Genomic DNA, 26,506 nt, shown 5'->3' on the forward strand with positions numbered 1-26,506 from the left:
ATCTCCTTCTGTGTAGTACGGATAAGGTTCCTATCCGATCGCCTAGACAGGTGTTCTGAACCGCTTTACAACCTTGTTAGAAAGTGCGATCGTGTGCGGTTGCTCATGACTGTCGCCGAATTTCAGTAAGCTCGTCGATCGCGGGTTCTTCGCGCATTCGATATTTTCTCAAGACGAATGGTGTAGTTTATGACTTTCCCAAAACAGCTTCGTTTTCTAGTAATCCTGCTGCTTGTCGTGGGAATCTGCTTTAGATTTGTCAATCTTGATCTCAAATCTATCTCCTTTGATGAGTCTTACACCCTTCTACGCAGCACAGGTCACACTGAAGCGCAGATGTTTCAGGACATTGTGAATGAGCAAGTAATCGGTCGCGAAGCCCTGATGAAGTATCAGCGGATGGATTTAAGCCGAACGACCACTGATGTAGTCACAAGTTTGGCAAAAGAAGAGCCGCAACTCCCGCCATTTTATTTTGTGTTAACCCACTGGGGAATGCGGTTCCAGGACTCGATCGCAGTTGCCAGAGGGCTATCGGTCTTCTTTGGTCTGCTGGTGCTGCCTGCGGCTTACTGGTTAGCCTGGGAATTGTTTGGCTCGTCGATCGCAAGCTTGATTACGACAGCCCTGATCGCGCTTTCACCAGCCCATCTCGTTTATGCACAAGAGGCACGCCCTTACACTTTGTGGATCTTTCTGACCTTAGTGTCTAGTGCTGCACTGCTCCGTGCCCTGCGATACCCCTCGAATCGCCACTGGTGGCTTTATCGACTCACTCTAGTCGTTGGCGCTTACTCGTATCTCTATTTTGGTTTAGTGCTGGTGGCGCACTCAATCTACTTTTTATTCACACAAAAGCTCCAGTGGAATCAATCAGTCCGTCGCTTTGCGGTCTCACTGCTAATGTGGGGACTGGCGCTTGCGAGTTGGATTGGATTCGCCATTTATAACAACTTTTCTCCACGCCATATTGCAGGCTTCTTCAATAACAGCGTCAGCTTGCAGCATTTGGTGAACCGCTGGGTAATCAACATGACGCGAGTTTTTCTAGATTATGGGCTGGGGTACCCCAAGTTTGATATTCCCTATCACGTTCCTTTTGCGCTGACCGCTCTCCTGCTCTCTGGCTACGCGCTTTATTACTTGTGGACGCATACTGAAAAGAAAACTTCGCTGCTGCTTTTGAGCTTGATCGGCGTTCAAGTTGTGATGTTGATGCTGCCAGACTTAATCTTGAGAAGATATCGCTTTTCCGGTGAGACTCGCTATTTGTTTTTGATCTATTTGGGCATTCAATTTGCGATCGCCTATCTATTTACTAAAAAAATCGCTTCTGCTTCTAACCCCCGCTGGCAATCGACAGTATGGCAAGCCGCACTGATTTGCGTTTTGTTAGCTGGCGTATTTTCTGGTGCAGCGAGTTCACAAGCCTCTTATTGGTGGAACAAAGCCATTCCAATCAATCCCCAGCAAACCGCCACAATCCTGGGTCGAACTGCTCGGCCTTTAGTGGTGAGTAACTCACCCTTTCCCAACCTGATCATCGCCTTGAGCTACGCCCTTGATCCAAAAACCAAGTTTCTGTTAGCAAAACCGGGTACGGCTCCGAAAATCCCCGATAACTTCACTGAAGTATTTTTATACGACGCTTACGAGCCTCTGTTGTCAGACGTGCAAAAACAAGGGTACAAACTCGAAGCTTTCCCGCTCACCGAGGAATACAGATATTACAGGCTGGTGAAGCAATAATTGAAGTGGGAAGTGGTACGTTGTTCCCCTGTTCAACCCCCTACTCCCTATTCCTTTCGCAAATGCGCGGGCATTCCTAGTGATTAGGGATTTCCGTCCCTACGATCGCGCCCCTCACGTCCAGAAACACGCTACTCTGGAAAAGATAACTCCTGATCAGTTCCTCCTATGTTTGACGCTCTTGCCGATCGCTTAGAACAAGCCTGGAAAAAAGTTCGCGGTCAAGACAAAATCACAGATTCGAATGTGAAAGATGCCTTGCGAGAAGTTCGTCGCGCGCTGCTCGAAGCCGATGTCAACCTGCAAGTGGTAAAAGATTTTGTCGCAGAAGTTGAACAAAACGCGCTTGGGGCAGAAGTCATTGCTGGAGTGCGACCCGATCAGCAGTTTATCGAGATCGTCTACAACGAGCTTGTCAAAGTCATGGGTGATGCCAACGTCCCCTTGGCTGAGGCAGAGACGGCTCCAACGATCGTTCTCATGGCGGGTCTGCAAGGAACGGGTAAAACGACTGCCACTGCCAAGCTGGCGCTACACCTGCGGAAAGAAGATCGTAAAGCTTTATTGGTTGCCACGGATGTCTATCGACCGGCAGCGATCGACCAGTTAGTCGCGCTGGGCAAGCAAATCAATGTGCCTGTGTTCGAGTTGGGCAAAGACGCTGATCCAGTTGAGATTGCGCGTCAAGGGGTGGAAAAAGCGAGAGCCGACGGCTTTGATGTCGTGATCGTGGATACGGCTGGGCGTTTGCAGATTGACGAATCGATGATGGGCGAACTCAAGCGCATCAAAGACACAATTAAACCGCACGAAACGCTGCTGGTTGTGGATGCCATGACGGGTCAGGAAGCTGCAAACTTGACTCGGACGTTCCACGAGCAAATCGGTGTCACAGGTGCAATTCTGACCAAGATGGACGGCGATACTCGCGGGGGTGCAGCACTCTCGGTGCGTCGGATTTCAGGTCAGCCGATCAAGTTTATCGGGATCGGGGAAAAAGTGGATGCGTTGCAGCCGTTCTACCCCGATCGCATGGCATCGCGGATTCTTGGTATGGGTGATGTCTTGACGCTGGTGGAAAAAGCCCGCGAAGAAGTAGACATGGCAGAAGCCGAAAAAATGCAGGAGAAGATTCTCTCTGCACAATTTGACTTCACAGACTTTCTCAAACAAACCCGCCTGCTCAAAAACATGGGATCGCTCGGTGGTGTGATGAAGCTGATTCCAGGCATGGGCAAGATGGTGAACGAAGAACAGCTTCAAAAAGGCGAAGAGCAACTGAAAAAAGCTGAAGCGATGATCGGCTCGATGACCGTTGAAGAGCGCAAAAATCCCGATCTGCTCTCCAATTCCCCCAGTCGCCGCAAGCGCATTGCTAGGGGTTCAGGTCACTCGGATAAAGAAGTCAGCGAACTGGTGACGAATTTCCAGAGAATGAGATCGATGATGCAGCAAATGGGTTCCGGCCAGATGGGCTTCCCCGGTATGGGTGGAATGCCAATGGGCGGACTTCCCAATCCGTTTGGTGGCGGCAATCCGTTCGGCGGCATGGGCGGTGGAATGCGTCCCCCTCAGCCTGGATATAGAGGCTATCAAGGCGGCGGCAAGAAGAAGAAAGGCGGCAAAGATAAGAAGAAGAAAGGCTTTGGTAATTTGTGAGGTTAGAGACTAACGCGAAGCCCTGACTGTTGGGTTCGAGTGGGATGAGGAAAGTGGGATGAGAAAAAAGCTAAATCTCATTTGCATTCTTAGCGTTCGACTCGCAACCTCATTAGAAAAAAGAATGTATGACCAAGGGCTCTAAACCAACCTTGGATTCCGATGGCGAGGAATTAAGCGCTGAGTATGATTTCAGCCGCGCAACTCGACGTAAATCATCAGAGATTAACTTCACCAACAGTCAGAATTGAATCTGATGCCGGAGTAAGAGAAGCCAAGATTAAAACGGTTGAAGTTCGAGCGATCGTTGCAGAGGATGGCAATCTTACGATTCAACTTCCTAGCGACATTACACCTGGAGAACATCGAATTGTTTTGCTCCTTGAAGAATCAATTTAGTGGGGGTTACTTGCTGAGCATTGCTGTTTCAATCCTGTTCTGCTAGCGCAAGCTCAACAGTAAAGGTTCTGAGATCGCCCTATACAACATGAGCCAATTTCAAAACAACTCCCCGCCTCAGTTACACACTTCGGAAATGTTGCAGAATTTATTGCAGCAGCACGATCGCGAAACAATTCGTTTGGGTGAACTGATTGAGAGCTTAGGAAGTCGGGCGTTTGGGCCAACATTGTTAATTTGCGCGTTACCGGAAGCCTTGCCATTACCGATCGCAGGTGTTTCTGCCATTATTGGTCTGCCGCTGGTCGTTTTCTCAATTCAGTTACTGTGTGGTTTTTCCAGTCCGCGACTTCCGCGCTGGCTAGCAAATCGTAGTTTCAAGCGCAAAGATTTCGAGAAAATTGTCCGGCAAATTTTGCGGTATCTTCAAAAGTTTGAACGGTTGATTCGCCCGCGCTGGCACTTTGCAACAACGCCGTTCGTAGAACGATCGCTCGGCTTGCTGTTCCTGCTGCTTGCCTTTGTGATTGTGCTACCGATTCCGTTTGGGAATATCTTGCCTGCGATCGCGATCGTCGCGATTAGTCTCGGATTAATCGAAGCCGATGGCGTATTGGTTGTGTTTAGTACGATTGCTGCTCTAGTGATTCTTGCACTGATGACCGGCGCGATCGTCATTTTCTTCTCAAGCGTTTTTCAGTTCCTCTCAAGAAATATTCGTTGAAATCCGCCGCGATCGCGCTTATCTACCCTCACCGTGTTAGGATGTCTATTCCGGGAAGTATGGCAAAACGCCATATCACTTTGTAACTATTCATAAGGAGTCCTCGGTTCTAGTCATGCTCAAATTGAGATTAAAGCGCTTCGGTAAAAAGCGCGAAGCCAGCTATCGGATTGTCGTCGCTCAAAGCACCAGCCGTCGCGATGGTCGCCCTTTGGCAGAAGTCGGATTTTATAACCCCCGATCGGATGAAGTCCGTCTGGATGTGCCTGTGATTCTCGATTGGTTAAAGAAAGGCGCACAGCCGACCGACACCGTTCGCGACATCCTCTTCAAGAACAACGTGCTTGAGCAACTGAAATCTGAATCCGTCTAAGACTTGTGAAACCTGTAACTCCAGACTACGCCGGACTCATCCGGTTTCTTGTTCAACCTTTTCTAGAAACGCCCGATGCTCTACGAATCGACTGTGAAGTCTTAGCCAACGGTTCGAGAATTTGGGTGCGTTTAGCGTTTGAAGGAACCGATAAAGGGCGCGTGTTTGGGCGCGGTGGGCGAAATGTTCAGGCAATTCGGAGCGCGATCGAGGGGGTTGCCAAAGCTGCGGGACAGACGGTGAATTTAGATATTCACGGGAGCGGTCAGCAGCGAGAGAATGGCGACTCAGAACGTCCGCCCCGTCCCCAAGGTCGCCCCTCGCCGCGAGGAGATGCACCCCGACGACCGACCAGAAATTAATCGATTAAGGCATCTCATCTGTAGATGCCTTTTTTGCTGGGACAATTGTGAATGTCCTAGACTAGAAGCAGAATCCTTATTTGGTACTGCATGGAAACATTTACGCTGCCCCTGCCAAGTCCTGAAAGCGCGATCGCACTCTCTGGCGATCGAGAAGACAATCTGAAAATTCTTGCCCGTCAGACTGGAGCTACGGTTGTGCTGCGCGGGCAGGAGTTGATGATTACGGGAACGCCGAATCAGATTGAGCTAGTCAAGGGGTTAGTCGGTTCGCTAGAGTCTTCTTGGAGCAAGGGACAAGCGATTTCAAGCGTCGATATTCTCACGGCGCGTCATGCCTTGGATACGCATCAAGAAGGCGAACTTCAGACGATTCAGCAGGACGTATTGGGGAAGACGCGGCGCGGTGAAGCCATTCGGGCGAAGACGTTTAAGCAACGGCAGTATATTCAAGCGGTACGATCGCGCGATTTAACCTTTTGTATCGGGCCTGCGGGAACTGGAAAAACCTATCTCGCTGCGGTTTTGGCGATTCAAGCGCTGTTATCGAATCAGTATGAGCGCTTGATTTTGACTCGTCCAGCGGTGGAAGCCGGAGAAAGACTAGGGTTTCTACCCGGAGATTTGCAGCAGAAGATCGATCCTTATCTGCGTCCCCTGTACGACGCACTATATGAGTTTGTTGAGCCAGAAAAAATTAGCGGCTTGATGGAGCGTGGGATTATTGAAGTGGCACCGATCGCGTACATGCGAGGACGCACTTTGAACAATGCGTTTATTATTGTGGACGAAGCACAAAATACAACGCCAGCGCAAATGAAGATGTTACTGACTCGGCTTGGGTTTAAATCCAAAATGGTTGTCACTGGAGATTTGACGCAAACAGATTTGCCAATGCATCAGGAATCAGGATTGGCAATGGCGAATCGGATTCTGCAATCGATCGACACGATCGCATTCTGTACGCTCTCCAAAGCTGATGTAGTCAGACATCCACTGGTGCAGCGAATTGTGGAAGCTTATGAGCAGTACGAGAAGTAATATGGACACGCTCAATGTAATTCTCAAAGTGATGGGCGTATCGTTGCTGGTGTCGATCGCAATTAAGTATCTAGCTCCTTTTGCAGCGATCGAACCCACCTTATTTAATGTATTGTTTGCTGTGTTATCTCCTGCATTGATTTTAGCAACCGTACTTTTATTCAAGTTCTCACGCAATCATGGTTAACCATCAGTTTCCAACGGGCTTTGAATGGGGTGCTGCAACTTCGGCATATCAGATCGAAGGAGCGGTTAAGCGAGACGGACGAAAACCAAGCGTATGGGATACTTTTAGCGCCAAGCGGGGCAACACCTTTCGAGGGCAAACAGGCGCGATCGCTTGCGAACATTACGATCGCTACGAAGAAGACATTAAATTGATGGCAGAGTTGGGCATCAAGAACTATCGCTTCAGCATTTCTTGGTGTCGGATTGTCCCGGATGGACGCGGTGCAGTCAATGAAGCTGGAGTCGATTTCTACCGTCGATTAGTCGATTGCCTGTTGGATCACGGGATTACCCCTTGGGCAACGCTGTTTCATTGGGATAGCCCCCAAGCGTTGGAAGACCGATACGGATCTTGGCGCAGTCGCGAAATGGCGCAGGATTTTGCAGAGTATGTCGGTGCGATCGTAGCTCGATTGAGCGATCGGATCACGAACTGGATGACACTGAATGAAATTACTTGCTTTACGCACTTAGCCTACGCGGTGAACAAGAAGCCGGAAATGGCTCCAGGAACGCGGGTAAAGTCGCTGAAAGAAGTCTGGCAAACCTCGTATCATGCGTTGTTAGCACATGGATTAGCGTGCCAGGCAATTCGAGCAAATTCAGCGAGATCGTCGATCGGCTTAGTCGATAACTTTGGAGTCACTGTGCCCATCATCGAAGCACCGGAACACATCGAAGCTGCAAAAAAAGCCTTTCCCTATCACTTTCGCAATGGTGGAATGATTTATCCCGCATTAACAGGTGAATACCATCCAGGCTTTCTGAAACAGTTAAGCAATGATGCTCCAGACATTCAATCCGGTGATTTAGAAATCATTCATCAACCTTTAGATTTTCTTGGTCTAAATATTTACACCGGCGCTTACATTCGTGCTGCGGACAATTCACAAGGCTGTGAATGGATCAATTTTCCCAAAGGCTATCCGCTATTACATATGCCTTGGTTACATCTTGTTCCAGAGTGTTTGTATTGGGGGATTCGGCACGTTAGCGAAACCTTAAATCGTCCGGATCTCAAACTTTTCATTACCGAGAACGGCTGTGCTGCTCAAGATGAATTAACCAATTCTGGTGAAGTGTTTGACACCGATCGCATTCTCTATCTGCGTCAGCATCTTCAAGGCGTTCATCGAGCTGCGAGCGAAGGTTATCCGATCAGCGGTTATTTTGTCTGGAGCTTACTGGATAACTTTGAGTGGGCATGGGGATACGATCGGCGATTTGGCATTACCTATGTCGATTACAAAACCCAGCGACGGATACCGAAATCAAGCTATCACTGGTACGCTGAGTGTATCCGCCAAAACCGCATAGTTTAGCGCCTGTATGAAGAGATTTCCCTGGTTGTCTGCATCTCTGCTATTTGCGGCATATGCCACATTCGGAAAATTAATCATCTCCACTGCCCACCTTTGGACATCGCTTGCTTCTGCTGCGAGCATCGGTGTAATTCTGGCTCTGATCTTGATGCACCCGATTACTAGCTCGGAAAAAATGCTGACCAAGTGGTTTAAGTCAGACACGGTTGCTTTTGCTTCACTGTTGGCAATCGCAGCGTTTGCATCGATCCTGCTCAACTGGTTTAAGATTTTTGTACCGATCATTATGGTGCTGAGTGCAGAATCCCTGGTGCGATTGGACTTGCAAACGGCTGAATATACTCATCACCAAGCTCTAATCATTCTCGTGGTCGTCGCGTGGTTGGGACTCGGACTCGGTTGGGTGTTCGCAACGTTTGCTTAGCGAGCATAAAACAGTCGAGCATCCATCCTGCCGCGATCGCGCAAATTTCGCACCATTCGTTCTGCTTCCCCCTCATCCGAGAAAGGACCCACTGCGAGATGCAATCCAAGCGGGCGATTGCGAATCCTGACCGCAGACTGAGAGATGCCTAGACGAATGGCTCGATTGCGATGCTCCTGCACCTCGAATTGATTGCCGGGGACGACCGCATAATAGCCCCGTTGCGGGTTTCCGGGCTGAGAAAGTCCCCCTGTAATTCGGGCATAAATTCCCTGAGTAGATAAACGTGAAACCTGCTGCCGAGCATTCACCTCATTGTTAAATATCCCTGCTTGAATCACTCTGCGTCCACTGGCATTTTGAAGAAAAGCATCCGGCTGAATCACCCGCACCCGCTGCAAGACAAATGGACTATCGCTATCCACGAAAACGCGATATCGACCGCTCACAGGCGCAACGGGATTGACGGGACTCACGCCTGGAGCCGTGTAAATCCGTTCATCGGGAGCAACATTGATGGGGGCTTGCGGTGGGAAGTCTGGGCTAGTTGAAGGAAGCGGCGCACTAGGAGTGGTAGGAATGGGGGGGACATTCGGCGGCGGGGGGAGTCTCTGCGCTTGAGCAAAACTAGATTCAACTGATAGGCTCACGACGGCAACGCTAAGCTGTACAGCAGTTCTAATCCCGATTTGTTTCAATTGAACTCGCATAGATGCCCAAGCGACAAGATAAAATTTCGGTCAGTGTAGCACGCAGCGTCTTGATCAATTCACTTTTTATCTCTGTTTAAAGATTGCTTGTGTTGAGGGTGCAGCGGAGCCGTTAGAATGTTACTTAACTTTACATTTGTAGATTGAGGCTTGCATTTTGCGTTCTGCCTATCTTCTCGTTACGCATGGAAGTCGAGATATTCGTCCCCAAGTGGCGATCGATCAACTGCGCGATCGCTTAGAGCAACGGTTATCTGTTCCGGTAGGAGCGGCTGTTTTAGAATGCGCCCCAACTGCGCTGCATGAGCAAATCGAGGAATTTAGTCGCCAGCATGAAAGCGTTTCGCAGATTCAGATTCTGCCGCTGTTTCTGCTGCCGGGGGTTCATGTAATGGAAGATATTCCCACACAAATTGCGATCGCTCAGTCTCGGATTGATACCAAACTTCAAATTCTGCCGCATCTAGGAACTCATTCTGGAATGGCAGAGGTTCTTGCTTCAAGATTGGGTGAGTTTCCCGCTGATGCTCGAATTCTGATGTCTCATGGCAGTCGTCGATCGGGTGGGAATGCGCCCATTGAAGAAATTGCAAATGCGATCAGTGCGGTTTCTGCTTACTGGTCAGTTGAGCCGAAATTAGAAACACGCTTGCTTGAGCTAAACCAGCAAGGATGTCAGAGAATTGCGATCTTGCCATATTTTCTCTTCTCAGGCGGGATTACAGATGCGATCGAGCGAGCAATTCAGGCTTTTTCCGAAGAACATCCTGACCTCACGCTGCAATGGTTGGCTCCATTTGATTTCTGTGAAGATTTGCTGTGGTTGATTACAGATTTTATTACGGTGCAATCTCCAGCCGAATTCAATTGCGCGATCGACAAATCAGTTCCTATCCTGAGATAAAACGTGACGAAATTTACAAATTTTCCAAACGTCATGTATCGAAAGTAGCAAATTTAAGCGGCTAGACTGATTACTGTGAGGTACTCAGTCTTCACTCGTTTTCTTAATCTTCCTAACGATGACTACAACAAACACAGATTGCATCGGTAAAGTCTATCTCGTCGGTGCGGGGCCAGGTGATCCGGGGTTGCTGACTCTAAAAGGAAAGGCTTTACTAGAATGCGCTGATGTGGTCGTTTATGATGCCTTGGTGAGTGAGCCAATTTTGGCAATGATTAATCCGATCGCCGAACGCATTGACGCAGGAAAACGACGCGGACGGCACTCGATGGCGCAAGAGGAGATTACGCAGTTATTAATCGAAAAAGCTCAAGAAGCGGCGATCGTTGTTCGGTTGAAGGGAGGCGATCCGTTTATCTTTGGGCGCGGTGGCGAAGAGATGACGGATCTCATTGCCGCAGGAGTTTCTGTGGAAATGGTTCCCGGAATTACCTCTGGGATTGCGGCTCCAGCTTATGCAGGCATTCCACTGACGCATCGATCGTATAGTTCATCGGTGACGTTTGTCACCGGACACGAAGAAGCTGGAAAGTATCGCCCTGCCGTAAATTGGGGCGCGATCGCACAGGGGTCAGAAACGATCGTCATCTATATGGGTGTTCACAATTTGCCGCACATCATTGAACAATTGCATCAAGCGGGGATGAGTTTAGCAACACCGATCGCAATGGTGCGTTGGGGAACTCGTCCAGAGCAAGAAGAATTGATCGGAACGCTGGAAACGATCTGCGCTCAGATGGAGTCTGCAAATTTTGGTGCGCCTGCGATCGCGGTGATCGGGAATGTTGTCAATCTGCATGAAATTCTGTCGCAGTGTCGCCCACAATTTCTAGATGTGAAATTCTAGCTGTGAAAAGTAATCCTGCGTAATTGAGGGGATTTATAAGCTTTTTGTCACAAGGTTGAAGAATCCCATCAAAAGAGATAGCAATCGAAACAACTGCTAGAACTTGCTAAAACAGGAGTAGAACGAGTGATCGAGACCGACGAAGAAAGCGCGATCGCCTGGATTAATCAGCAGATTGAAGTATTAGAGATCAACTTGACCTAGCTGGAGGCGCAATGAAGGCACTAAAAGTCATGGCAACGATCGATGATCAAGGACAATTATCCTGAGATCAACCACTTCTACAAGAAAAGAACAGCCGTGTAGAAGTAATTGTTCTCATTCCAGAAGAGACAGACATAGAGGATAAATCTAAAGCAGAACTGTTAGCTGATTTTCGGCAAGCTTGGCATGAAGCAATGACCGGACAAACAATTCCAGTCAGCCAGCTTTGGGAAGGGCTTGAGGATGACTGAGCAACCCTTAATTCAAGTTCAACTTCATCTACACTCAAACGAAATCTGCGGGACTTAACCAAGAAATATCGAAGCGTTCAGAAAGATATTCAGCCCATCATCGAAAAACTTCAGCAAGGAGAGCAACCAGGAGATCAAATACCGGGAGTGGGCTATCCAGTCTTCAAACTCAGAGTCCGGAACAGTGATACTCAGAAAGGGAAAAGTGGTGGCTATCGCTTAATTTATTACCTCAGAACAGTAACGGGCATTATTTTGCTGACCATTTACACAAAATCTGAGCAAGTCGATATTGCCGCAGACGACATTCGGAGCATTATTTCAGAGTATGAGAAGTAATCGATCAAAGGCAAGGAAAATGATTAGATAGGAGCTAGGACTTGCTAAAACGGGAGGAGAACGAGCGAGCGCAGAAGGTGAAACAACAGAACAGGTTAGTCGCGAGAGTATTTTTCAGATTCTGGAACCACAACCGTGAAAGCTGGAGCCTCGATTGAGAGCGTAAGATAGATTATGACTGTCTAGGCGAGTGAGACAAAATTGATTCAGTTTTATGTTGAAGAAAGCGGTGAGCGCATCGACCGATATCTCGCGGATCAGCTTCCCGATCTGTCACGATCGCGCATTCAAAAATTAATCGAACTCGGTCACGTTCAAGTCAACGGCGCACTTTGCAAATCAAAAAAAGCAGAAGTCGAAGACGGTGATTTGATTCAGATTGAACTACCCGACGCACAACCCCTTGAACTAAAACCAGAACCAATTCCGTTAGACATTTTGTATGAAGATGATTCATTGATCATTGTAAATAAAGCTGCGGGAATGGTCGTGCATCCATCCGCCGGACATGAATCAGGAACATTAGTAAACGCCTTGTTAGCACACTGCGAAACGCTACCAGGAATCAATGGGGTACAGCGTCCTGGAATTGTGCATCGATTAGATAAAGACACCACAGGCGCGATCGTTGTCGCGAAAACCGAGCAAGCCTTTCATCACCTGCAAGAACAATTCCGTACTAAAACGGCTCGACGAGACTATTACGCCATCGTCTACGGTGCGCCAAAACAAGAGAGCGGAACCGTTGATCAACCAATTGGGCGGCATCCCGTCGATCGACAAAAACAAGCGATCGTTCCCGAAGAAAAAGGCGGAAGACGCGCAATCACCCATTGGCAAATCAAAGAGCGCTTAGGAAACTATACGCTGCTGCAATTCGAGCTAGAAACCGGAAGAACACATCAAATTCGAGTGCATAGTGCTTTTATCGGGCATCCAGTTGTGGGCGATCCGGTTTATAGCTCTGGTCGATCGATTGGGGTCAATCTTCCCGGACAAGCCCTTCATGCTTGGCGGCTGCGATTAATTCATCCTGTAACTGAGAAGTGGGTCGAAGCGATCGCGCCTGTTCCCGCTTATTTTACAACTTTGTTAGAGGTACTGAGGAAACGGGCGTTGCTAAATAGGAGTATGAATTAGGCGGGAACCAGCACATCCCAAAATTTCAGGTACCTCAAGCGTGTGTTCTCGCCCTCGACAGAATTCACTACAAGGGGTTTGATCTAACTCCGTTTAGGTGCGGCATCAAAGGCACGAGCGATCGCATTCCAAGCTGGCTTCCGACCTAAATTCTCATCGTATGGTAATGGACGGATCGCTAAACCATCCTTACGGGGGTTAGTCTCAGCCAGCCAAGTGTAGCGATCGCTAAGTCCCCAAGTCATCACGGCAACCACAGCAGGTTCATCAAGTACCACTGACAAGTATTCTTCATAAGTACGCGCAACGCTACGATCGCGCAGTTCCCTATCTGGGGGAAGATTCTGATCTTTTACGTCCATCTCTGTAATCAGAATTTTTAGACCCAGGCTGGCCACATCACTGAGAAACCGCCTCAACTTGTTGGCGTTAAATCGCGTTTCCGCAGCATCTAAGTGTGCCTGAATGCCGAGGGCATGGACTGGAATCTTACGCGACTTGAGATCCCGCAGCAGAGCCAGTACCGCCGATCGCGTCCGCTCATCTTCGGGCTTCTCATATTCGAGTGCCGTGTCGTTATAAACTAGCATCGCTTTCGGATCGGCTGCTGCTGCTGCTCGAAATGCAATATCAATGTAGTCCTTGTCGAGCATCGTCAACCACGGAGAAGTTTGAAGCCCATCTGACCGCCAACTTGGAATACCCGCGATCGCTTCGTTCACGACATCCCAAGAGTGCATCCGTCCCGCATACCGTTTCATAACCGTCGTGATGTGTCGGGTAAGGACTTGCTCAGCATTCCGGCTAGTTACACCTTCTAGCCAGTCTGGATTGAAATGTTTCCAAGCTAGGTTATGTCCCCGAAACAGTATGTTGTTCTGCTGAGCATACTCTGCCATCCAATCTGCTTGTGTAAAGTCATAGCGATCTGATGCAGGGCGCAAGGCTCCCCACTTTAGTTCGTTCTCAGGGACTAAAATGCCGCAAGTCTCAGCAAAGAGCTTAGCGAACTGCGGATCTTGTTTCAATGAAGAATAGCTTGCGGCTGAACCATAAATCAGTCCTTTTGCAGCTGCCCGTTGCTTGAGCTGCATCTCTCCGGCCATAGAAAAAGTTTGTTTCGGATTGTCCGATGCGCGAACGGGTTGTCGCTCAATTCCAGAGCATCCTGCTGCAACTGCTCCTAAACCCAGTTGTAGAGTGCGCCGTCTTGAAAGGGTCATACACGCTCTCCTAAGAATCGCTTGGCAATAAGGAATCAATTCTGATGCAATATCGCTATCACTTCTTCATGCCTAACCGTCTTTTCAAGGCTTCAGCTAAAACCCGCGAGAAAAACAGTGGATTCCCCAAAATATATCGCTGCCAAAGCTGTCCTGGTTTTGTCACCAGTCGCGTTAACCACTCAAATCCCATGTCTGTTAACCAGCGCGGACCGCGATACACTGTGCCGGTGTAGAAATCAAGGCAGGCTCCGAGGGGCAGAAACACACGGGTATCGACGCGATCGTAGTTATCAACAATCCAGCGCTCCTGTAGCGGCATCCCAAACCCAATGTACAAAACATCGGGCTGAAAGCGATTAATCTGCTCGATCACCGCATCGTTTTCCGCACCGACTTTGCTGAAGTAGCCATGATGTCCCTCAATTTTAAGATTCGGTGCGACCGTCTTGAGCTTGGCGATCGCCTGATCGGTCACGCCTGGCTTGCCTGCCAGCAAAAATAGCGACACGCCTTGCCGCTCACAAGCTTGGGCAAGCGACTCAATGTAATCTGGGCAAGTCATGCGATGACACGAACAAAGATCATAGCCATTGAGCTTTGCGCCGAGGATGACTCCAAAACCATCGCAAAACACCAAATTTGCCTGGTTGATGAAGCGACGGTACCAAGGCAGCGAACATGCAAAGTTCATGCCGCGCACGTTGGTATGGGCAACGACTGTTTTCTGATTCCACTGAGCAGCTTCAACAATATACTCAATTAGCTCATTAACCGTAAGCTTGTGAAATTTTGTGTTTAAGAGGCGGACTTCCCCGAAGCGCTGGTAGGGTGACACTGTAGAATTCATAAGATTTGTGAGTTGCTGAGTTGCGAGTAATCGGATGCTGGATTCGCAAAACTGCGATCTCTACGCGCAGGACTGCGCTGTAGACATTGAAAGATTTGGCCAGCGAACTGCTCCGCTGTATTGCGATCGGCGAACTGCTTTTGCTGTGCCGGATCACATAACTCGCTAGGAATTTCCAGCAGATAGCGAGTCATTCCCTTGGCAATTTCATCTGGCTGCGTTGAATCAACCGTGAGTCCTAGCTGATAGCGTCGAGTCAGCTCTCCCACTAAGCCGAAATCTGAGGCAAGCACGGGCTTTTGTGCCGCTGCCGCTCGGACGACGATCGCGCTCATACCAACATGTCGTTGGTAAGGCACTAAGACGACATCAGAAATTTGAAAATAGGGATGAATGGCTTCATCTGGCACAAATCGATGCTCGGTGATGATCTGAATCGGCTTGGTTGTAGATAATTCAGCAATTCGCGCTTCAAGCTGTTGGGGTTCTTCCATTGGCCCCACTAACAACAGGGCCATTCGCTGACACAAGGCGGGGGGTAATAGCGCGATCGCGTCAAGCACTTGACTTAACCCTTTGCGGCTGCTTAGCGCTCCGAACAGCAAAAATACTGTTCGATTCGGTTGAATGCCTAGGCGCGTTTTTAGTTGCTCATACTCACTCTCAGCATAGGTATATCGCTGAACTGGATCAGGCAGATACACAGCCTTAGTGGTGCCATAGACCTGATTGATATACTCCACCGCAAACGGATCGAGGCAGAATAGGGTTTGCAGATTCGGGTAAAGTAAAAACCGAGCTAGGCAGACGCGATCGCGCCACTGCCAAGCACTCTCTTTACCTTCAGGAACGTAGTTTGGAAACGTCCCATAATGCAGAATCGGTCGAAAGTAGATCGCACTCACCGGACAAGGCAAGGTCACCTTCAGCGCCAAGCGCAGTAAAACTGTATCCAAATACATCACAAAGATATGCGTCGTCCCTAGCGAGAGTGCATACTGACGTAACAAGCGCCACTCCTGAAATGCTCGAACAATCCGACCGCGAAAGGAATGTGCTAAATCAAAGCTGTTGAATAGCGCCGCTTCTTCAGCCTCGGTAATCGATATAAATCGGACTGTTGAGGAGGATTCAGCCAGCTTGACAATGTTGTGATGCTGCTGGATAAACTTTGGCGAAACTAGCACGTCTAGCTGTCCAGGCAGATTGTGCTGACACCAGTACCTGACGAGATGCTGAATATAGCCAGGGTGATGTCCGCGAGTATCGAGTTCAAACAGCAGGAACCGCTCCTGATCCCCGTTTCGCCCTCGATTTGCAATGGGGTACATTGCCTGTGTTTCTAACATAACCAAGCGCCTCAAGTTCCGTAGCGTTTTAATTTGATCAACGAAGCCTAGCAAGAAGCATGAGTCACTGCAATGCAAATTCAACGCATCGCTCAAACTCGAAAAAGGGTTAAATAGATGTTTCGGGGCGACGCAGCGATCGCGAGGTCTGTCCTGAGCAAATCTTTTGTCATAAATTCCCCGTCAACTGACACGCTGACTAAGACTAAATCAATGCAACCCTAAATGTAGTTAGACAAGCTTTCGTGTGTGATATTCAGATCCAGCCTGTAGCGACTCTGCCGCTTTCTAGCAATGAAATTCTGGAAGCTGGAGCATCCAATTGTTTATCATTACGATTTTTCGGTGTAAGGCTACACCAGTGCTGCTAAGCGATCAGACTCTGCGGCAACCATCTCCTCGAAGATGCTCGGCAAGCTGCGCGTGATTGTCCAGTTGGGAAAATGCGACTTCATTTTCCGCAGGTCAGAGATGTAGCAAATGTGATCGCCAATACGATTTTGATCCACATAGACCCAGTTCACTTTCCGGCCGCTGATCGACTCCACCCAGTCAAAGGCTTCGAGGATCGAAACGCTATTGTCGCGTCCGCCGCCCAAGTTATAAACCTCGCCCGGTTTCGGATCATTGCGAAAAGCTTCAAAGGCTTGGATAACATCGTAACTGTGAATATTATCGCGGACTTGCTTACCTTTATAGCCAAAGACTTTGTAGGTGCCGCCCGTCAGTGCAACTTTCACCAAATACGACAGAAATCCATGCAGTTCAACTCCTGAGTGCGACGGACCCGTTAAGCAGCCGCCCCGGAACACGCCAACCTTCATGCCAAAATACTGTCCGTATTCCTGTGCTACCACGTCGGCTGCCGTCTTCGATGCACCAAACAGGGAGTGCAGGGTACGATCGATGCGGCAGGTTTCAGCCACACCGTGATAATCCTCTGCGTTGGCGTAGTCGTAACGCTTTTCAAGCTCTGCGCGGGGAATCTCATTGGGGGAATCGCCATACACTTTGTTGGTACTCATGTGAATGAACACCGCTTCTGGGGAGAACTGGCGAGTGGCTTCGAGCAGATTGACCGTTCCAAGCGCATTCACTTCAAAGTCCAAGAGGGGGATCTGGCAAGCTTTATCGTGTGAGGGCTGAGCCGCACAGTGAATAATCAAGTCAAATGTATGTTCTTGGAACAATTCAAATAAGCGATCGCGATCGCGAATGTCGATGCTGTAATGTTGAAACTGAGCAGTATTACCTTGCAGTCGCTTGAGGTTCCAGAGGGTGTCACCCTGAGCGCCGAAGAACTTGGCTCTCATGTTGTTGTCTACGCCGATGACCTGATGACCAGCGCGATCGTAATATTCCACTGCTTCCGAACCAATCAAGCCACTAGAGCCAGTAACCAGTACTTTCATGTAATCAATTCTCGTTTTGCTGATAACGTTGCTAGATGGACGCAATCTAGATGATTTTCTCAGCCTGAATCAAGCAAATATCCGCAATTTCACCGTTTCTTTAAAGTTAGTAAAATAGTGCAATCTATAGAAGAACTGGCTCAAAAAATATGGCGTTTCTTATCGCTTGAAGCCGTAACACCCTGAGTTAACGATCGGTCCACCTCTACAGTTTCGACAGTTTAAGCCATTAAAAAGTCGGTAATTGCTCATCTGGAGAGGGTTTGAAGCGCTATGACATTCAGTACGCCAAGTCGGATTGGCTCATCCTGCGCTATAAGGAGCAGTACCCTACCTCCAGCTCTATTCAGGGGCTACCTCCTCAAGGATGTTCAAAACGATTTGAATTTTGAGCGGAATACCGTATCGACTTCCGTAAATTTATCTAATCACTCCCTCATATCACGGATGACTGCGTAAAGTTTAAGTGAAGTCACCCTAGCGTGTGCTTGGCTACTTTGTCTTCGCTGTACTAAGATGCAGTCCAGGCAACGAGAGGCAAAGCTGATGCAAAGTCTTCAGTAATGATACAAGCATCAATCCAGCGTTCAAGCACCTACCTCCTAAACACTGTTACATAGGAATACGGATGTTTGAACAGACTGAATGTTGAGTTGATGTTTGATGCAGGAGACTGCCTGAATTTAGTCTGGCTGGGCTGGCTGCTTCGGAGAAGGCTGTCGATCGTTGTTGAAGGGTTGTTTCGCTGCTTAGCAGCACAGCCCCGGCGTTATAACCCCGTTCTTGCTCCTCATTCCTGCACGATTCAGACACTATATGACCTCTCAAGTTTCTCGTCCACCAGAGTCGCGCCTCCGCACTCTGCGCCCTCTACCTGAGCAACGAGTCAGGGACTTGCGCTCTCCCGCCTCGCTTCAGATTCATCAAAGAAGCGTAATGAATTGGCTTCGCTTTTCGGTCTTGATGGCACTTGACTTTGTGCTCTTGTATGTCGCTTGGCGAATCGCGCAAGTCAGCGGCACAGATCTCAGCGTCTCCTTGCGAGTTGAGGAGCGCATCATCTCGTTTACACCCACCGCCATTTTGACGGTCGGGGTGTTTGCAGTTGTGGGGCTTTATTGCGAAGGCAACGGCTGGCGGGACTTTGGCAAGCTAGGCAGAACGCTACTGCTGGTCGATGGCGCGATCGGAGTAACTACCCTATTCACCGATTCGGTAGATGCCCGTTTACTGCTTCCCTTCGCTTGGTTTGCGCTTTTGGGCACAGTGTTCCTCGTTTTAGGGCGATGCTTAACCAGCGTTTTAATCCAATGCGTGCGCCAAGCCGGAGCGGGGCGGCACACGGTGTTCATCTTCTGTCAGCCAGAGCAAGCAAAGCGGATTGTGCCGCTTTTGGGGCAGAAATCCTACTACACTGTGGCAGGCTGGAATGATTCGCAGCAGTTAAGCGATGAGCAGCGAGAAGCAACCATTCGTAGGTTGGCGCGGATGGGAGTATCTGAAGTCTATTTATGTTCACAGTTGCCTGCGCGAGAGCTGATGCTGCTCTACTGGGATCTACGGAACGCGGGAATAACGCTTCATGTTTGTGTGCTACTGGGTCGGGATGAAAGTTGCTCTGATTCACGGGTTTGGCAATTGCCTGACTTTTATTGCTCGACATTTGCGCCACCTGCGATCGCTGGCGTTGAGTTTCAGGTGAAGCGCTGCTTTGATTTCCTTGCCTCGGTTGTGTTTCTCGCCCTGACTTTCCCCGTTTATCTGGTGATTGCGCTGCTGATCAAGCTGGATTCCCCAGGCCCGATTTTCTTTCGTCAGACTCGCATCGGCTTGCACAACCGTCCCTTCCGCGTCTGGAAGTTCCGCACGATGGTCGTGAATGCACCTGAGCTACAGAAGCAGCTAGAGAGCCAGAACGAAACCCGCGATGGCGTTCTCTTCAAAATCAAAGACGATCCGCGTGTCACCCGCATTGGTAAGTTTTTGCGCCGCTATAGCCTAGACGAACTCCCGCAGATCTTTAACGTGTTGCTTGGCGAGATGAGCTTTGTGGGGCCGCGACCGCTGCCTGTGCGGGATGTAGAAAAGTTTTCAGAACACTGCTTCATTCGCCATGCGGTTTTACCTGGAATTACCGGAATGTGGCAGGTTTCAGGGCGATCAGATGTCGATAATTTTGATGATGTGCTGCAATTAGACATGGTTTACATCAAAGATTGGTCGCTTTGGCTGGATTTAAAAATCATCTTACAAACTATTAGTGTTGTCCTGCAAAAGACGGGTGCCTATTAGCTGAGCGTGAGCAGTCACCAACGGCTGTGGGCAAATCTAGAAATGCTGTCAACTTTAAAGCATAGGATAAATACAGTGAACTTTGTTGTAGAAAACAAACTGTCCCACCCCGCCTCTGAACAACAGTCTCGCGTCTGTTTGTTGTCCGCACGGAATGTGCGCGATCGCGTCACCGATGCCATGATTTATGAGATTGAAGATCTCATTAGCGACTTTGATCAAGCAGACTTACTCACTTATGATCGTGCTCCCGATCGCTCTCGCCGGATGTACACGGCAGCGTACAAAATTACGCGATCGCGACGGTTATCGCAGTGGATCACGCCTGCATTCAACGCAGTTCAGACCCTTGAGCAAGATTACGATTTATTCTTTGTCGTACTTAGAAACATCTTTGAACTGCAAGCGCTAAAGTCTCTAAAAAACTGGCGCAGCAGATGTAAGACTGCGATTTGCTTCATCACCGAATCCTGGCCTAACGATGAATGGCTGCACAAGCGCCGTCATCTATTAGAACCCCTGAAGCAATTTGATGCCATCTTGATGGGATCAACAAACAGCGTTGAGCCGATGAGCTACTATACTCGCCGTCCTTGCACTTGGATGCCCTTCGGACTCGATACCCTAAAATTCTCCCCGTCCCTGGGTCTACCAAAGCGCAGTATTGATCTCGCCTCATTAGGACGGCGATCGGAGATTACTCATGCAGCACTGCTCGAACTCAGCCAAAGCGCAAACTTCTTTTACTACTACGATACTGGCTCAAACCTAAGAACCATGGTGCCGCAGGAGCATCGCAGCATGTACGCCAATCTGCTGAAACGAAGTCGCTATTTCATTACGAACTATGCCTGTGCCGATGAGCCAGATAAATCCTCATCTGCTCAGGAAATTGGCTACCGCTTTTATGAAGGCGCGGCAGCAGGAACAATTATGATCGGCTGTGCGCCCCAGAGCAAGGAATTCCAGCAGCTTTTTGATTGGCCGGATGCAGTGATTCCGATGCCGTTTCATGCGCCAGATATCGCCCAGTTCCTAGCGGAGCTTGAGGCTCAGCCCGATCGCCTCAATCAAATTCACGTCAACAATGCGGCTCACGCCTTGCAGAAGCACGATTGGGTTTATCGCTGGGAGAAGATCCTTGCAACGGTTGGTTTACCGCCAACACCGCAGATGCAGCATCGAAAAACTCAGCTCCACCAACTGAGCCAGGCAATGCTTGAACAAACCAATCGTGCAAGCCAACCCGCGGCTCCGGTAAGAGCGGGGCGTTGATTGAAAGAAATTCTAAAGCAGCTTGGATTGAGCATCTGGGTTGCACACATAACAGATTGACTGACGACACTGATATGGGGATGCACGAGTGCTGAATCAAAGCTCACTGATCAAAGGCTTGAGAAAAGTTAAAACGATCGCGCTTCGTAATTCAATCGCAAAACGAGCCGCTGGATCGTTCGCTGTAAAAGTCATTTCGCTCGGCATCGCCTTCATCACGAATGTCTGTCTAGCGAGAGCTTTGGGGGCTTCTGGCTATGGAGACTATATTTATGCAATTACCTGGGTCGGCTTTCTCGGAGTGCCCGCCTGTTTAGGCTTACCCGAATATCTTGTGCGTGAGGTTGCGGTTTATCACGCGAACTCAGACTGGGGAGCACTCAAGGGATTGCTGCGGCGAGCGAACGAGATGGTGCTGCTGCTGTCGATTACAATTGGTGCGATCGGTGCTGTCACTGCTTGGTGGCTCAACCGCGCCAGTTTTGAAACGCTGGTGGTGTTCTGGCTTTGTCTGTTTTCTCTGCCCTTGGGAACATTAACAGCACTCCGGCAAGGCAGTATGCGGGGACTCAATCAGGTCGTCAAAAGCGACTTCCCGGAGTTGTTGATCAAGCCGATTCTATTCCTAGTTTTGCTCGGACTGCTGTTTGTCTTTCACCGCCCGTTCATCACGGTGTATTCCGTCATGGGCATCTATGTTCTTACGGTTGGCGTGGCCTATTGGATTGGCTCACAGCAGCTTCATGCCGCATTGCCTGTTGAGACAAAGCAAGCTTCCCCGGTCTATCACACTAACGCTTGGTTTCAGGGCAGCTTGCCGTTTTTAGCGATCGTTGCCATGTTTACGATCAATCAGCAAATCGATGTGCTGATGCTAGGCGCGATGAAAGGAACCAGTGCGGCAGGAATTTACACGGTGGTTGGGCGAGGAGCGCAGTTGATCCAGTTCAGCTTAGCAGCCGTTTCTGCTGCAACCGGGCCTGCGATCGCGCAAGCTTATGCACTGCGAAATCTATCACAAGTGGAGCAGGTGGCACACAGCGGTGCTCGAATGCTGTTTCTTGCCTGCGGTGCAATCTCAACCTCGCTGATTGTACTTGGACATTGGTTCTTACTAATTTTTGGTTCAGAATTTCTTCAAGGGCAAGCCGCGCTGACGATTCTTTGCCTCGGTTACTTAATCAGTTCACCGCTTGAGCTATCTGGATTGCTCCTACTGATGACAGGACGAGAGCGAGAAACCGCGATCGGCACAGGGATAACGGCGGGCTTAAACGTGGTGCTGAACGCGCTATTGATTCCAAGCTTTGGGCTAGAGGGGGCCGCGATCGCCACTGCCACTAGCCTCATCATCCGGGGAGCCATTTTTAGCACTCGCACTTATCAAACGCTGAAAATTATCCCGAATCCGCTCAGATTTTCGTTGGGCAAGCAGCAATAACCGAGATAAGCAGCAGCACGAGCGATTCAGGAAGTCGCCACAATCATGGAGGGAGCGTGAAGATTTTACTGGCAAGTAGTTATGATGTCGAAGGCGGTGCGGCAAGAGCGGCGTATCGACTGCATCAGGGGCTGCACCAGATTGGGGTAGCGTCTCAGATGCTCGTGCAGGCAAAGACGAGCGGGGACAAGTCGATCGTCGCGCCTCGAACGCAGCTTGAACAAGGCATCGCAAAAGCGAGGTTGACCTTTGATGCACTGCCCTTAAAACGCTATCGCCAGCGCCAGCCCACGACCTTTTCGGTGCAGTGGCTACCAGAAACCGTCGCTGCTCGTGTGAATCGGATCAATCCAGATTTGGTGAATTTGCACTGGATTAACGATGCGTTTATTCAGATTGAATCGATCGCCCGATTCAATCGTCCGATCGTCTGGTCGCTGCATGATATGTGGGCGTTCACTGGCGGCTGTCACTATACGGGTGTAAGTGATTCAACAGGGGGCTTGTCCTGCGATCGCTACACGCAATCGTGCGGCAGTTGTCCACAGTTGCAGAGTTCCAAAGCGCGGGACTTATCGCGCTCAATCTGGCAGCGCAAAGCCCGTAGTTGGCAATCGATCGACTTGACAATCGTGGCGCTGAGCCAATGGCTGGCAGACTGTGCGCGATCGAGTTCACTGTTTCGCAACTCGCGGATTGAAGTGATTCCCAACGGTTTAGATATCACCCGGTACCGACCGATCAGCCGCACCCTTGCCCGTGAAGCCTTGGGTCTGCCCCAAGACAAGCATCTAGCGCTGTTTGGGGCGATGGCAGCGACGAGCGATCGGCGTAAAGGCTTTCATCTGTTGCAGCCTGCTCTCCAGAGTTTGGCACAGGCAGGATGGAGTGAATCGCTGGAATTAGTAGTGTTCGGTGCCGATCGTCCGCAGCATCCGCCCGAATTCGGGATGAAAACCCATTACCTCGGTTCCTTTCGCGATGACTTATCGCTGTCTTTGATTTACTCCGCCGCAGATGTGTTTATCCTGCCATCGACGCAGGAGAATCTTGCCAATACGATCATGGAAGCGATGGCTTGTGGAACGCCTTGTGTTGCATTTGAAATTGGCGGAATGCCCGACCTGATTGAGCATCAGAAAACGGGCTATCTGGCGCAGCCTTATTGGATCGACGATTTAGCGCTGGGGATTGCCTGGACACTTGAAAACCGCGATCGTCATCGTCGATTAAGCGATCGTGCTCGCGAAAAAGTCGAGCACGAATTTACCCAAGCGCAGCAAGCCTATCGCTATCAGTCTCTGTTTGAAGATATCCTACAGAGCAACGATCGCAAGCGACACTAAAACCCGTTACTCAGATTAGAACCGGAGGCAGACCCTTGAAACTCAAAGATCTACTACTGCTCATCCAGAAATTAGAACCCTGGCTCGCTGGACTCTTCTTTGCGTACTTCTTAGGCATCGCGCTTCCCCCGCAAGCAGTGAGCATCGCCAACCTAATAAGCTATCCAATTCTGGCATTTCTGATTTTAGTCTCAGGCTGTTGGAAGAAAATCTTGTTCGCGATGACCAGAGACATTCCTCTGCTGCTGCTACATGTCATGGCGCTTGTCTCCGTGTTTTGGTCTATGGCTCCGGAGGTCACGGGCGACGAAACCAAAGCATTCATAAGAGCCGGAGTTTTCGGTGTTTACATTGCTGTGCGCTTTGGTCTGGGCGGTGAAATGCGGCTACTCGCTAAAGTTCTTGGTATCGCTGCTGTCTTGAGCTTGATCGCAGGGGTTGCCTTTCCCACGTATGGCATCCAAACAGATGGTGAATTTATCGGAGCCTGGAAGGGTATTTTTGGGTTCAAGAACCTGTTTGCGGCTCAAATGACATCTGCCATTCTGTTGCTGACGCTGCTGGGGTTGCAGCGCTCCAGATGGCGCTGGCTGATTTGGAGCGTGTGTGCAATTGCAGTGGCGCTGTTGTTATTGAGTCGAGGCAGAACTGCTTTGGCAGCGCTCTTGATCACGATGTATCTCTTTCCGCTTTACAGCATTCTCAAGCAGGATTACAGGCTGCGCGTGGCTTCAACGGCGATCGTTCTCGCCGTAAGTCTAGGTGTCGCCCTATCAATCTTCTTGAATTTGCAGTTCATTGTGGTCGATGTATTGGGTAAGAACCTTGAATTTAACGGGCGGCTTCCCATCTGGAATATGGTGCTAGAGAAGGGATTAGAGCATTTTTGGCTGGGGCATGGATACTCCGGATTTTGGACTTCTGGTGCAGCTTATCCAATTCTGACGCAGACCTGGGCAGTGAATTCTTTTCGGGCTGGCGTTCGCTTTAATGCTCACAATGGTTTTCTTGAACTATTTCTACAGTTAGGTATTGTGGGACTCACGCTTTATCTCATTAGCTTGTGTACGCTGTTTTTCAGAGCGTTTTACTTGCTGTTGCGGCTCAAAACTGTAGAACTGTTTTGGGTGTTTCAATCGCTCATTCTTGCAGCTTGCATTAATTCCGCGGATAGCTTCAGCGTGGCGAGTGCCGGGGGAGAATGGAGTATCTTTGTCTCTTTTGCGATCGCGATCGCGCTTCAGTATCGCCGCCTCAAGATCGATGATCGTTTAGGCAGTCCTTCCTCGGATTTTGACCAGAATGCTGCATTGTCTCCGAACCCTTATCCTCAGCGATCATAGTTGCCTTGACTGTCTTTTCTGTCCTTTATATTCACCAAGCTAAATCATCATGAAAGTTCTGTTTCTCACCACTGTACTTCCTGCTCGTAAGCTGCATGGCAGTGAAATTGCGTCTCAAAACATCGTCGAGGCGCTGCAGCAAGCGGGATGCACGGTCACTGTGCTGGGCTATGGTCGAAAAGAGGATGGTGCATTACACAAGGCAGCGCATGAGGTACTCGTTGCCGATCGTGCTGTTGAGACGAAAAAAGCAAAGTTCAAAGCAATGGGCTGGTTTGCGCTGAGCCTGATCAAGCGGATGCCTTATTCTGCCGCGAAATATCTCACACGCCGCTATATCAAGCAAGTTCAGTCGCTGTTGTCGGCTGAGGTGTATGATGCGATCGTGATTGATCACGCCCAGCTTGGCTGGTTGCTCGATGTAATTGATCATCCCAGAGTGATTTTAGTGGCTCACAATCTAGAACATGATATGTATCGCCAACACTATCAGCGATCAAGCAATAGGCTGGCAAAGTGGGTTTACGGACGTGAAGCTGCAACCGTTGAGGCGCTAGAAGCAAAAACGGCAGCTTCAGTCGCAGAAGTCTGGGCGTTGACGCAGCATGATGCGAACTATTTTGCTCAATTCACAAAGGCAAGAACGCTGAGCTTGCCTTCGGGGTTTGTCAGCAGACAGACTGAAACTGTTGCGAAGATGTTTGACATTGGCATTATTGGTAGCTGGGCATGGAAGCCAAACGAAGAAGGGTTGCGATGGTTTTTAGAAGCGGTGTATCCATTGCTTCCAGAGTCGCTCACTATTCACGTCGCGGGTCGAGGAGCAGATTGGCTGAGCAATCGCTATCCGAATCTGGTCTATCAAGGATTTGTCGAAGATTCGCAGGTGTTTATGATGCAGGCGCGAGTGATGGCGATTCCGACCTTGAGCGGCGGTGGAATTCAAATCAAGACGTTGGATGCGATCGCTTCGGGATCTCATATTGTAGCGACTGCGATCGCGCTGCGAGGCATTGCTAATCCGCCGCAAACTGTGGCGATCGCGGATCTGCCGCGAAGCTTTGCTCAACAGTTGATGGCAGCGATTAACGCTGAACAATCACCAGAAGCCGCTCAAGAAGCTCAGCAGTGGTATTACGATCGACAAACATTGTTCTTAAACGAAGTGAAGCAAGCAATCAGCGAGCTAACTGCATCAGTTGGAACTCATTTCAGCAGACACGCTGATTTGAAATAATC

General features: G+C 49.5%; 24 protein-coding genes and 2 pseudogenes. 21 read left to right on the plus strand and 5 right to left on the minus strand.

Annotated features, from left to right (window positions below; translation table 11 throughout):
* The first annotated feature begins 189 nt into the window (after positions 1-189).
* The 10 genes from NC981_RS14980 to NC981_RS15025 all read left to right on the plus strand — a co-directional run bounded on the left by NC981_RS14980 (position 190) and on the right by NC981_RS15025 (position 8,281).
* Positions 190-1,749, plus strand: coding sequence for a glycosyltransferase family 39 protein (locus tag NC981_RS14980; protein WP_348243685.1), 1,560 nt, complete (start codon positions 190-192; stop codon positions 1,747-1,749).
* Between the two features lie 168 nt (positions 1,750-1,917).
* Positions 1,918-3,408 (plus strand): signal recognition particle protein, encoded by a 1,491-nt coding sequence (ffh, locus tag NC981_RS14985; protein WP_348243686.1) that lies wholly within the window; start codon positions 1,918-1,920, stop codon positions 3,406-3,408.
* A 186-nt stretch (positions 3,409-3,594) separates the two neighbouring features.
* Positions 3,595-3,807: a hypothetical protein gene (locus NC981_RS14990; RefSeq protein WP_348243687.1), complete on the plus strand. Its 213-nt coding sequence runs from the start codon at positions 3,595-3,597 to the stop codon at positions 3,805-3,807.
* Positions 3,808-3,895: 88 nt separating this feature from the next.
* Positions 3,896-4,531: an exopolysaccharide biosynthesis protein gene (locus NC981_RS14995; protein ID WP_348243688.1), complete on the plus strand. Its 636-nt coding sequence runs from the start codon at positions 3,896-3,898 to the stop codon at positions 4,529-4,531.
* A 115-nt stretch (positions 4,532-4,646) separates the two neighbouring features.
* On the plus strand, positions 4,647-4,904 hold the full coding sequence (gene rpsP / locus NC981_RS15000; RefSeq protein WP_190377746.1) for a 30S ribosomal protein S16: 258 nt from the start codon (positions 4,647-4,649) through the stop codon (positions 4,902-4,904).
* A gap of 5 nt (positions 4,905-4,909) precedes the next feature.
* A complete protein-coding gene (locus tag NC981_RS15005) occupies positions 4,910-5,266 on the plus strand; it encodes a KH domain-containing protein (protein WP_348243689.1) in 357 nt (118 codons plus the stop codon).
* Between the two features lie 90 nt (positions 5,267-5,356).
* Positions 5,357-6,307: a PhoH family protein gene (locus tag NC981_RS15010; RefSeq protein ID WP_190377748.1), complete on the plus strand. Its 951-nt coding sequence runs from the start codon at positions 5,357-5,359 to the stop codon at positions 6,305-6,307.
* Positions 6,288-6,494, plus strand: a complete 207-nt coding sequence (locus NC981_RS15015) for a hypothetical protein (RefSeq protein ID WP_348243690.1) — start codon at positions 6,288-6,290, stop codon at positions 6,492-6,494. The genes NC981_RS15010 and NC981_RS15015 overlap by 20 nt, the downstream gene beginning before the upstream one ends.
* Positions 6,487-7,857 (plus strand): GH1 family beta-glucosidase, encoded by a 1,371-nt coding sequence (locus NC981_RS15020; RefSeq protein WP_348243691.1) that lies wholly within the window; start codon positions 6,487-6,489, stop codon positions 7,855-7,857. The genes NC981_RS15015 and NC981_RS15020 overlap by 8 nt, the downstream gene beginning before the upstream one ends.
* 7 nt (positions 7,858-7,864) lie before the next feature.
* On the plus strand, positions 7,865-8,281 hold the full coding sequence (locus tag NC981_RS15025) for a hypothetical protein (protein WP_348243692.1): 417 nt from the start codon (positions 7,865-7,867) through the stop codon (positions 8,279-8,281).
* Here the strand turns inward: NC981_RS15025 and NC981_RS15030 are convergent.
* Positions 8,278-8,991, minus strand: a complete 714-nt coding sequence (locus tag NC981_RS15030) for a hypothetical protein (protein ID WP_348243693.1) — start codon at positions 8,989-8,991, stop codon at positions 8,278-8,280. The two genes, NC981_RS15025 and NC981_RS15030, sit on opposite strands and share 4 nt — an antisense overlap.
* A gap of 157 nt (positions 8,992-9,148) precedes the next feature.
* Between NC981_RS15030 and NC981_RS15035 the strand changes: the two genes are divergently transcribed.
* The 5 genes and pseudogenes from NC981_RS15035 to NC981_RS15055 all read left to right on the plus strand — a co-directional run bounded on the left by NC981_RS15035 (position 9,149) and on the right by NC981_RS15055 (position 12,736).
* Positions 9,149-9,895 (plus strand): sirohydrochlorin chelatase, encoded by a 747-nt coding sequence (locus NC981_RS15035; RefSeq protein WP_348243694.1) that lies wholly within the window; start codon positions 9,149-9,151, stop codon positions 9,893-9,895.
* Positions 9,896-10,013: 118 nt separating this feature from the next.
* Positions 10,014-10,802, plus strand: a complete 789-nt coding sequence (gene cobA / locus NC981_RS15040) for a uroporphyrinogen-III C-methyltransferase (protein ID WP_348243695.1) — start codon at positions 10,014-10,016, stop codon at positions 10,800-10,802.
* 215 nt (positions 10,803-11,017) lie between these two features.
* Positions 11,018-11,257, plus strand: a pseudogene (locus tag NC981_RS15045) (hypothetical protein).
* Positions 11,250-11,596 (plus strand): annotated as a pseudogene (locus tag NC981_RS15050) (type II toxin-antitoxin system RelE/ParE family toxin). Before NC981_RS15045 ends, NC981_RS15050 begins: the two co-directional pseudogenes overlap by 8 nt.
* Positions 11,597-11,797: 201 nt before the next feature.
* The gene (locus NC981_RS15055) at positions 11,798-12,736 is read left to right on the plus strand and encodes an RluA family pseudouridine synthase (RefSeq protein WP_348243696.1); all 939 of its coding nucleotides are present in this window, start codon (positions 11,798-11,800) and stop codon (positions 12,734-12,736) included.
* Positions 12,737-12,819: 83 nt separating this feature from the next.
* Here NC981_RS15055 and NC981_RS15060 read toward each other — a convergent pair whose 3' ends face one another.
* The 4 genes from NC981_RS15060 to NC981_RS15075 form a co-directional block, all read right to left on the minus strand.
* A complete protein-coding gene (locus tag NC981_RS15060) occupies positions 12,820-13,959 on the minus strand; it encodes an endo-1,4-beta-xylanase (protein WP_348243697.1) in 1,140 nt (379 codons plus the stop codon).
* A 58-nt stretch (positions 13,960-14,017) separates the two neighbouring features.
* Complete coding sequence (locus NC981_RS15065; protein ID WP_348243698.1) at positions 14,018-14,809, minus strand: WecB/TagA/CpsF family glycosyltransferase; 792 nt, start codon at positions 14,807-14,809, stop codon at positions 14,018-14,020.
* On the minus strand, positions 14,806-16,158 hold the full coding sequence (locus tag NC981_RS15070; RefSeq protein WP_348243699.1) for a glycosyltransferase family 4 protein: 1,353 nt from the start codon (positions 16,156-16,158) through the stop codon (positions 14,806-14,808). Before NC981_RS15070 ends, NC981_RS15065 begins: the two co-directional genes overlap by 4 nt.
* Before the next feature lie 353 nt (positions 16,159-16,511).
* Positions 16,512-17,570 (minus strand): NAD-dependent epimerase/dehydratase family protein, encoded by a 1,059-nt coding sequence (locus NC981_RS15075; protein WP_190377759.1) that lies wholly within the window; start codon positions 17,568-17,570, stop codon positions 16,512-16,514.
* An 816-nt stretch (positions 17,571-18,386) separates the two neighbouring features.
* Between NC981_RS15075 and NC981_RS15080 the strand changes: the two genes are divergently transcribed.
* The 6 genes from NC981_RS15080 (at position 18,387) to NC981_RS15105 (ending at position 26,504) form a co-directional block, all read left to right on the plus strand.
* Positions 18,387-19,862 (plus strand): sugar transferase, encoded by a 1,476-nt coding sequence (locus NC981_RS15080; protein WP_348243700.1) that lies wholly within the window; start codon positions 18,387-18,389, stop codon positions 19,860-19,862.
* 75 nt (positions 19,863-19,937) lie between these two features.
* Entirely contained in the window at positions 19,938-21,137 is a 1,200-nt protein-coding gene (locus NC981_RS15085) for a glycosyltransferase (protein ID WP_348243701.1), read from the plus strand.
* Positions 21,138-21,225: 88 nt separating this feature from the next.
* Positions 21,226-22,578, plus strand: coding sequence for a flippase (locus NC981_RS15090; RefSeq protein WP_348243702.1), 1,353 nt, complete (start codon positions 21,226-21,228; stop codon positions 22,576-22,578).
* 56 nt (positions 22,579-22,634) lie between these two features.
* On the plus strand, positions 22,635-23,924 hold the full coding sequence (locus NC981_RS15095) for a glycosyltransferase family 4 protein (protein WP_348243703.1): 1,290 nt from the start codon (positions 22,635-22,637) through the stop codon (positions 23,922-23,924).
* A gap of 35 nt (positions 23,925-23,959) precedes the next feature.
* Positions 23,960-25,267, plus strand: coding sequence for an O-antigen ligase (locus NC981_RS15100; RefSeq protein ID WP_348243704.1), 1,308 nt, complete (start codon positions 23,960-23,962; stop codon positions 25,265-25,267).
* 49 nt (positions 25,268-25,316) lie between these two features.
* Positions 25,317-26,504, plus strand: a complete 1,188-nt coding sequence (locus NC981_RS15105; RefSeq protein WP_348243705.1) for a glycosyltransferase — start codon at positions 25,317-25,319, stop codon at positions 26,502-26,504.
* Positions 26,505-26,506 lie beyond the last annotated feature (2 nt).

The sequence above is a fragment of the Leptolyngbya sp. DQ-M1 genome, from assembly GCF_039962505.1.
GTDB lineage: Bacteria > Cyanobacteriota > Cyanobacteriia > Leptolyngbyales > Leptolyngbyaceae > Leptolyngbya.

What these genes read in the sequence shown, in the direction of transcription:
- NC981_RS15010 (WP_190377748.1), top strand. Translation starts at nt 5,357, where the DNA reads ATGGAAACATTTACGCTGCCCCTGCCAAGTCCTGAAAGCGCGATCGCA.
- NC981_RS15060 (WP_348243697.1), bottom strand. Translation starts at nt 13,959, where the DNA reads ATGACCCTTTCAAGACGGCGCACTCTACAACTGGGTTTAGGAGCAGTT.
- rpsP (WP_190377746.1), top strand. Translation starts at nt 4,647, where the DNA reads ATGCTCAAATTGAGATTAAAGCGCTTCGGTAAAAAGCGCGAAGCCAGC.
- NC981_RS15025 (WP_348243692.1), top strand. Translation starts at nt 7,865, where the DNA reads ATGAAGAGATTTCCCTGGTTGTCTGCATCTCTGCTATTTGCGGCATAT.
- NC981_RS15015 (WP_348243690.1), top strand. Translation starts at nt 6,288, where the DNA reads ATGAGCAGTACGAGAAGTAATATGGACACGCTCAATGTAATTCTCAAA.
- NC981_RS15105 (WP_348243705.1), top strand. Translation starts at nt 25,317, where the DNA reads ATGAAAGTTCTGTTTCTCACCACTGTACTTCCTGCTCGTAAGCTGCAT.
- cobA (WP_348243695.1), top strand. Translation starts at nt 10,014, where the DNA reads ATGACTACAACAAACACAGATTGCATCGGTAAAGTCTATCTCGTCGGT.
- NC981_RS14980 (WP_348243685.1), top strand. Translation starts at nt 190, where the DNA reads ATGACTTTCCCAAAACAGCTTCGTTTTCTAGTAATCCTGCTGCTTGTC.
- NC981_RS15020 (WP_348243691.1), top strand. Translation starts at nt 6,487, where the DNA reads ATGGTTAACCATCAGTTTCCAACGGGCTTTGAATGGGGTGCTGCAACT.
- NC981_RS14995 (WP_348243688.1), top strand. Translation starts at nt 3,896, where the DNA reads ATGAGCCAATTTCAAAACAACTCCCCGCCTCAGTTACACACTTCGGAA.
- NC981_RS15030 (WP_348243693.1), bottom strand. Translation starts at nt 8,991, where the DNA reads ATGCGAGTTCAATTGAAACAAATCGGGATTAGAACTGCTGTACAGCTT.
- NC981_RS15080 (WP_348243700.1), top strand. Translation starts at nt 18,387, where the DNA reads ATGACCTCTCAAGTTTCTCGTCCACCAGAGTCGCGCCTCCGCACTCTG.
- NC981_RS15070 (WP_348243699.1), bottom strand. Translation starts at nt 16,158, where the DNA reads ATGTTAGAAACACAGGCAATGTACCCCATTGCAAATCGAGGGCGAAAC.
- NC981_RS15075 (WP_190377759.1), bottom strand. Translation starts at nt 17,570, where the DNA reads ATGAAAGTACTGGTTACTGGCTCTAGTGGCTTGATTGGTTCGGAAGCA.
- NC981_RS15065 (WP_348243698.1), bottom strand. Translation starts at nt 14,809, where the DNA reads ATGAATTCTACAGTGTCACCCTACCAGCGCTTCGGGGAAGTCCGCCTC.
- ffh (WP_348243686.1), top strand. Translation starts at nt 1,918, where the DNA reads ATGTTTGACGCTCTTGCCGATCGCTTAGAACAAGCCTGGAAAAAAGTT.
- NC981_RS14990 (WP_348243687.1), top strand. Translation starts at nt 3,595, where the DNA reads ATGATTTCAGCCGCGCAACTCGACGTAAATCATCAGAGATTAACTTCA.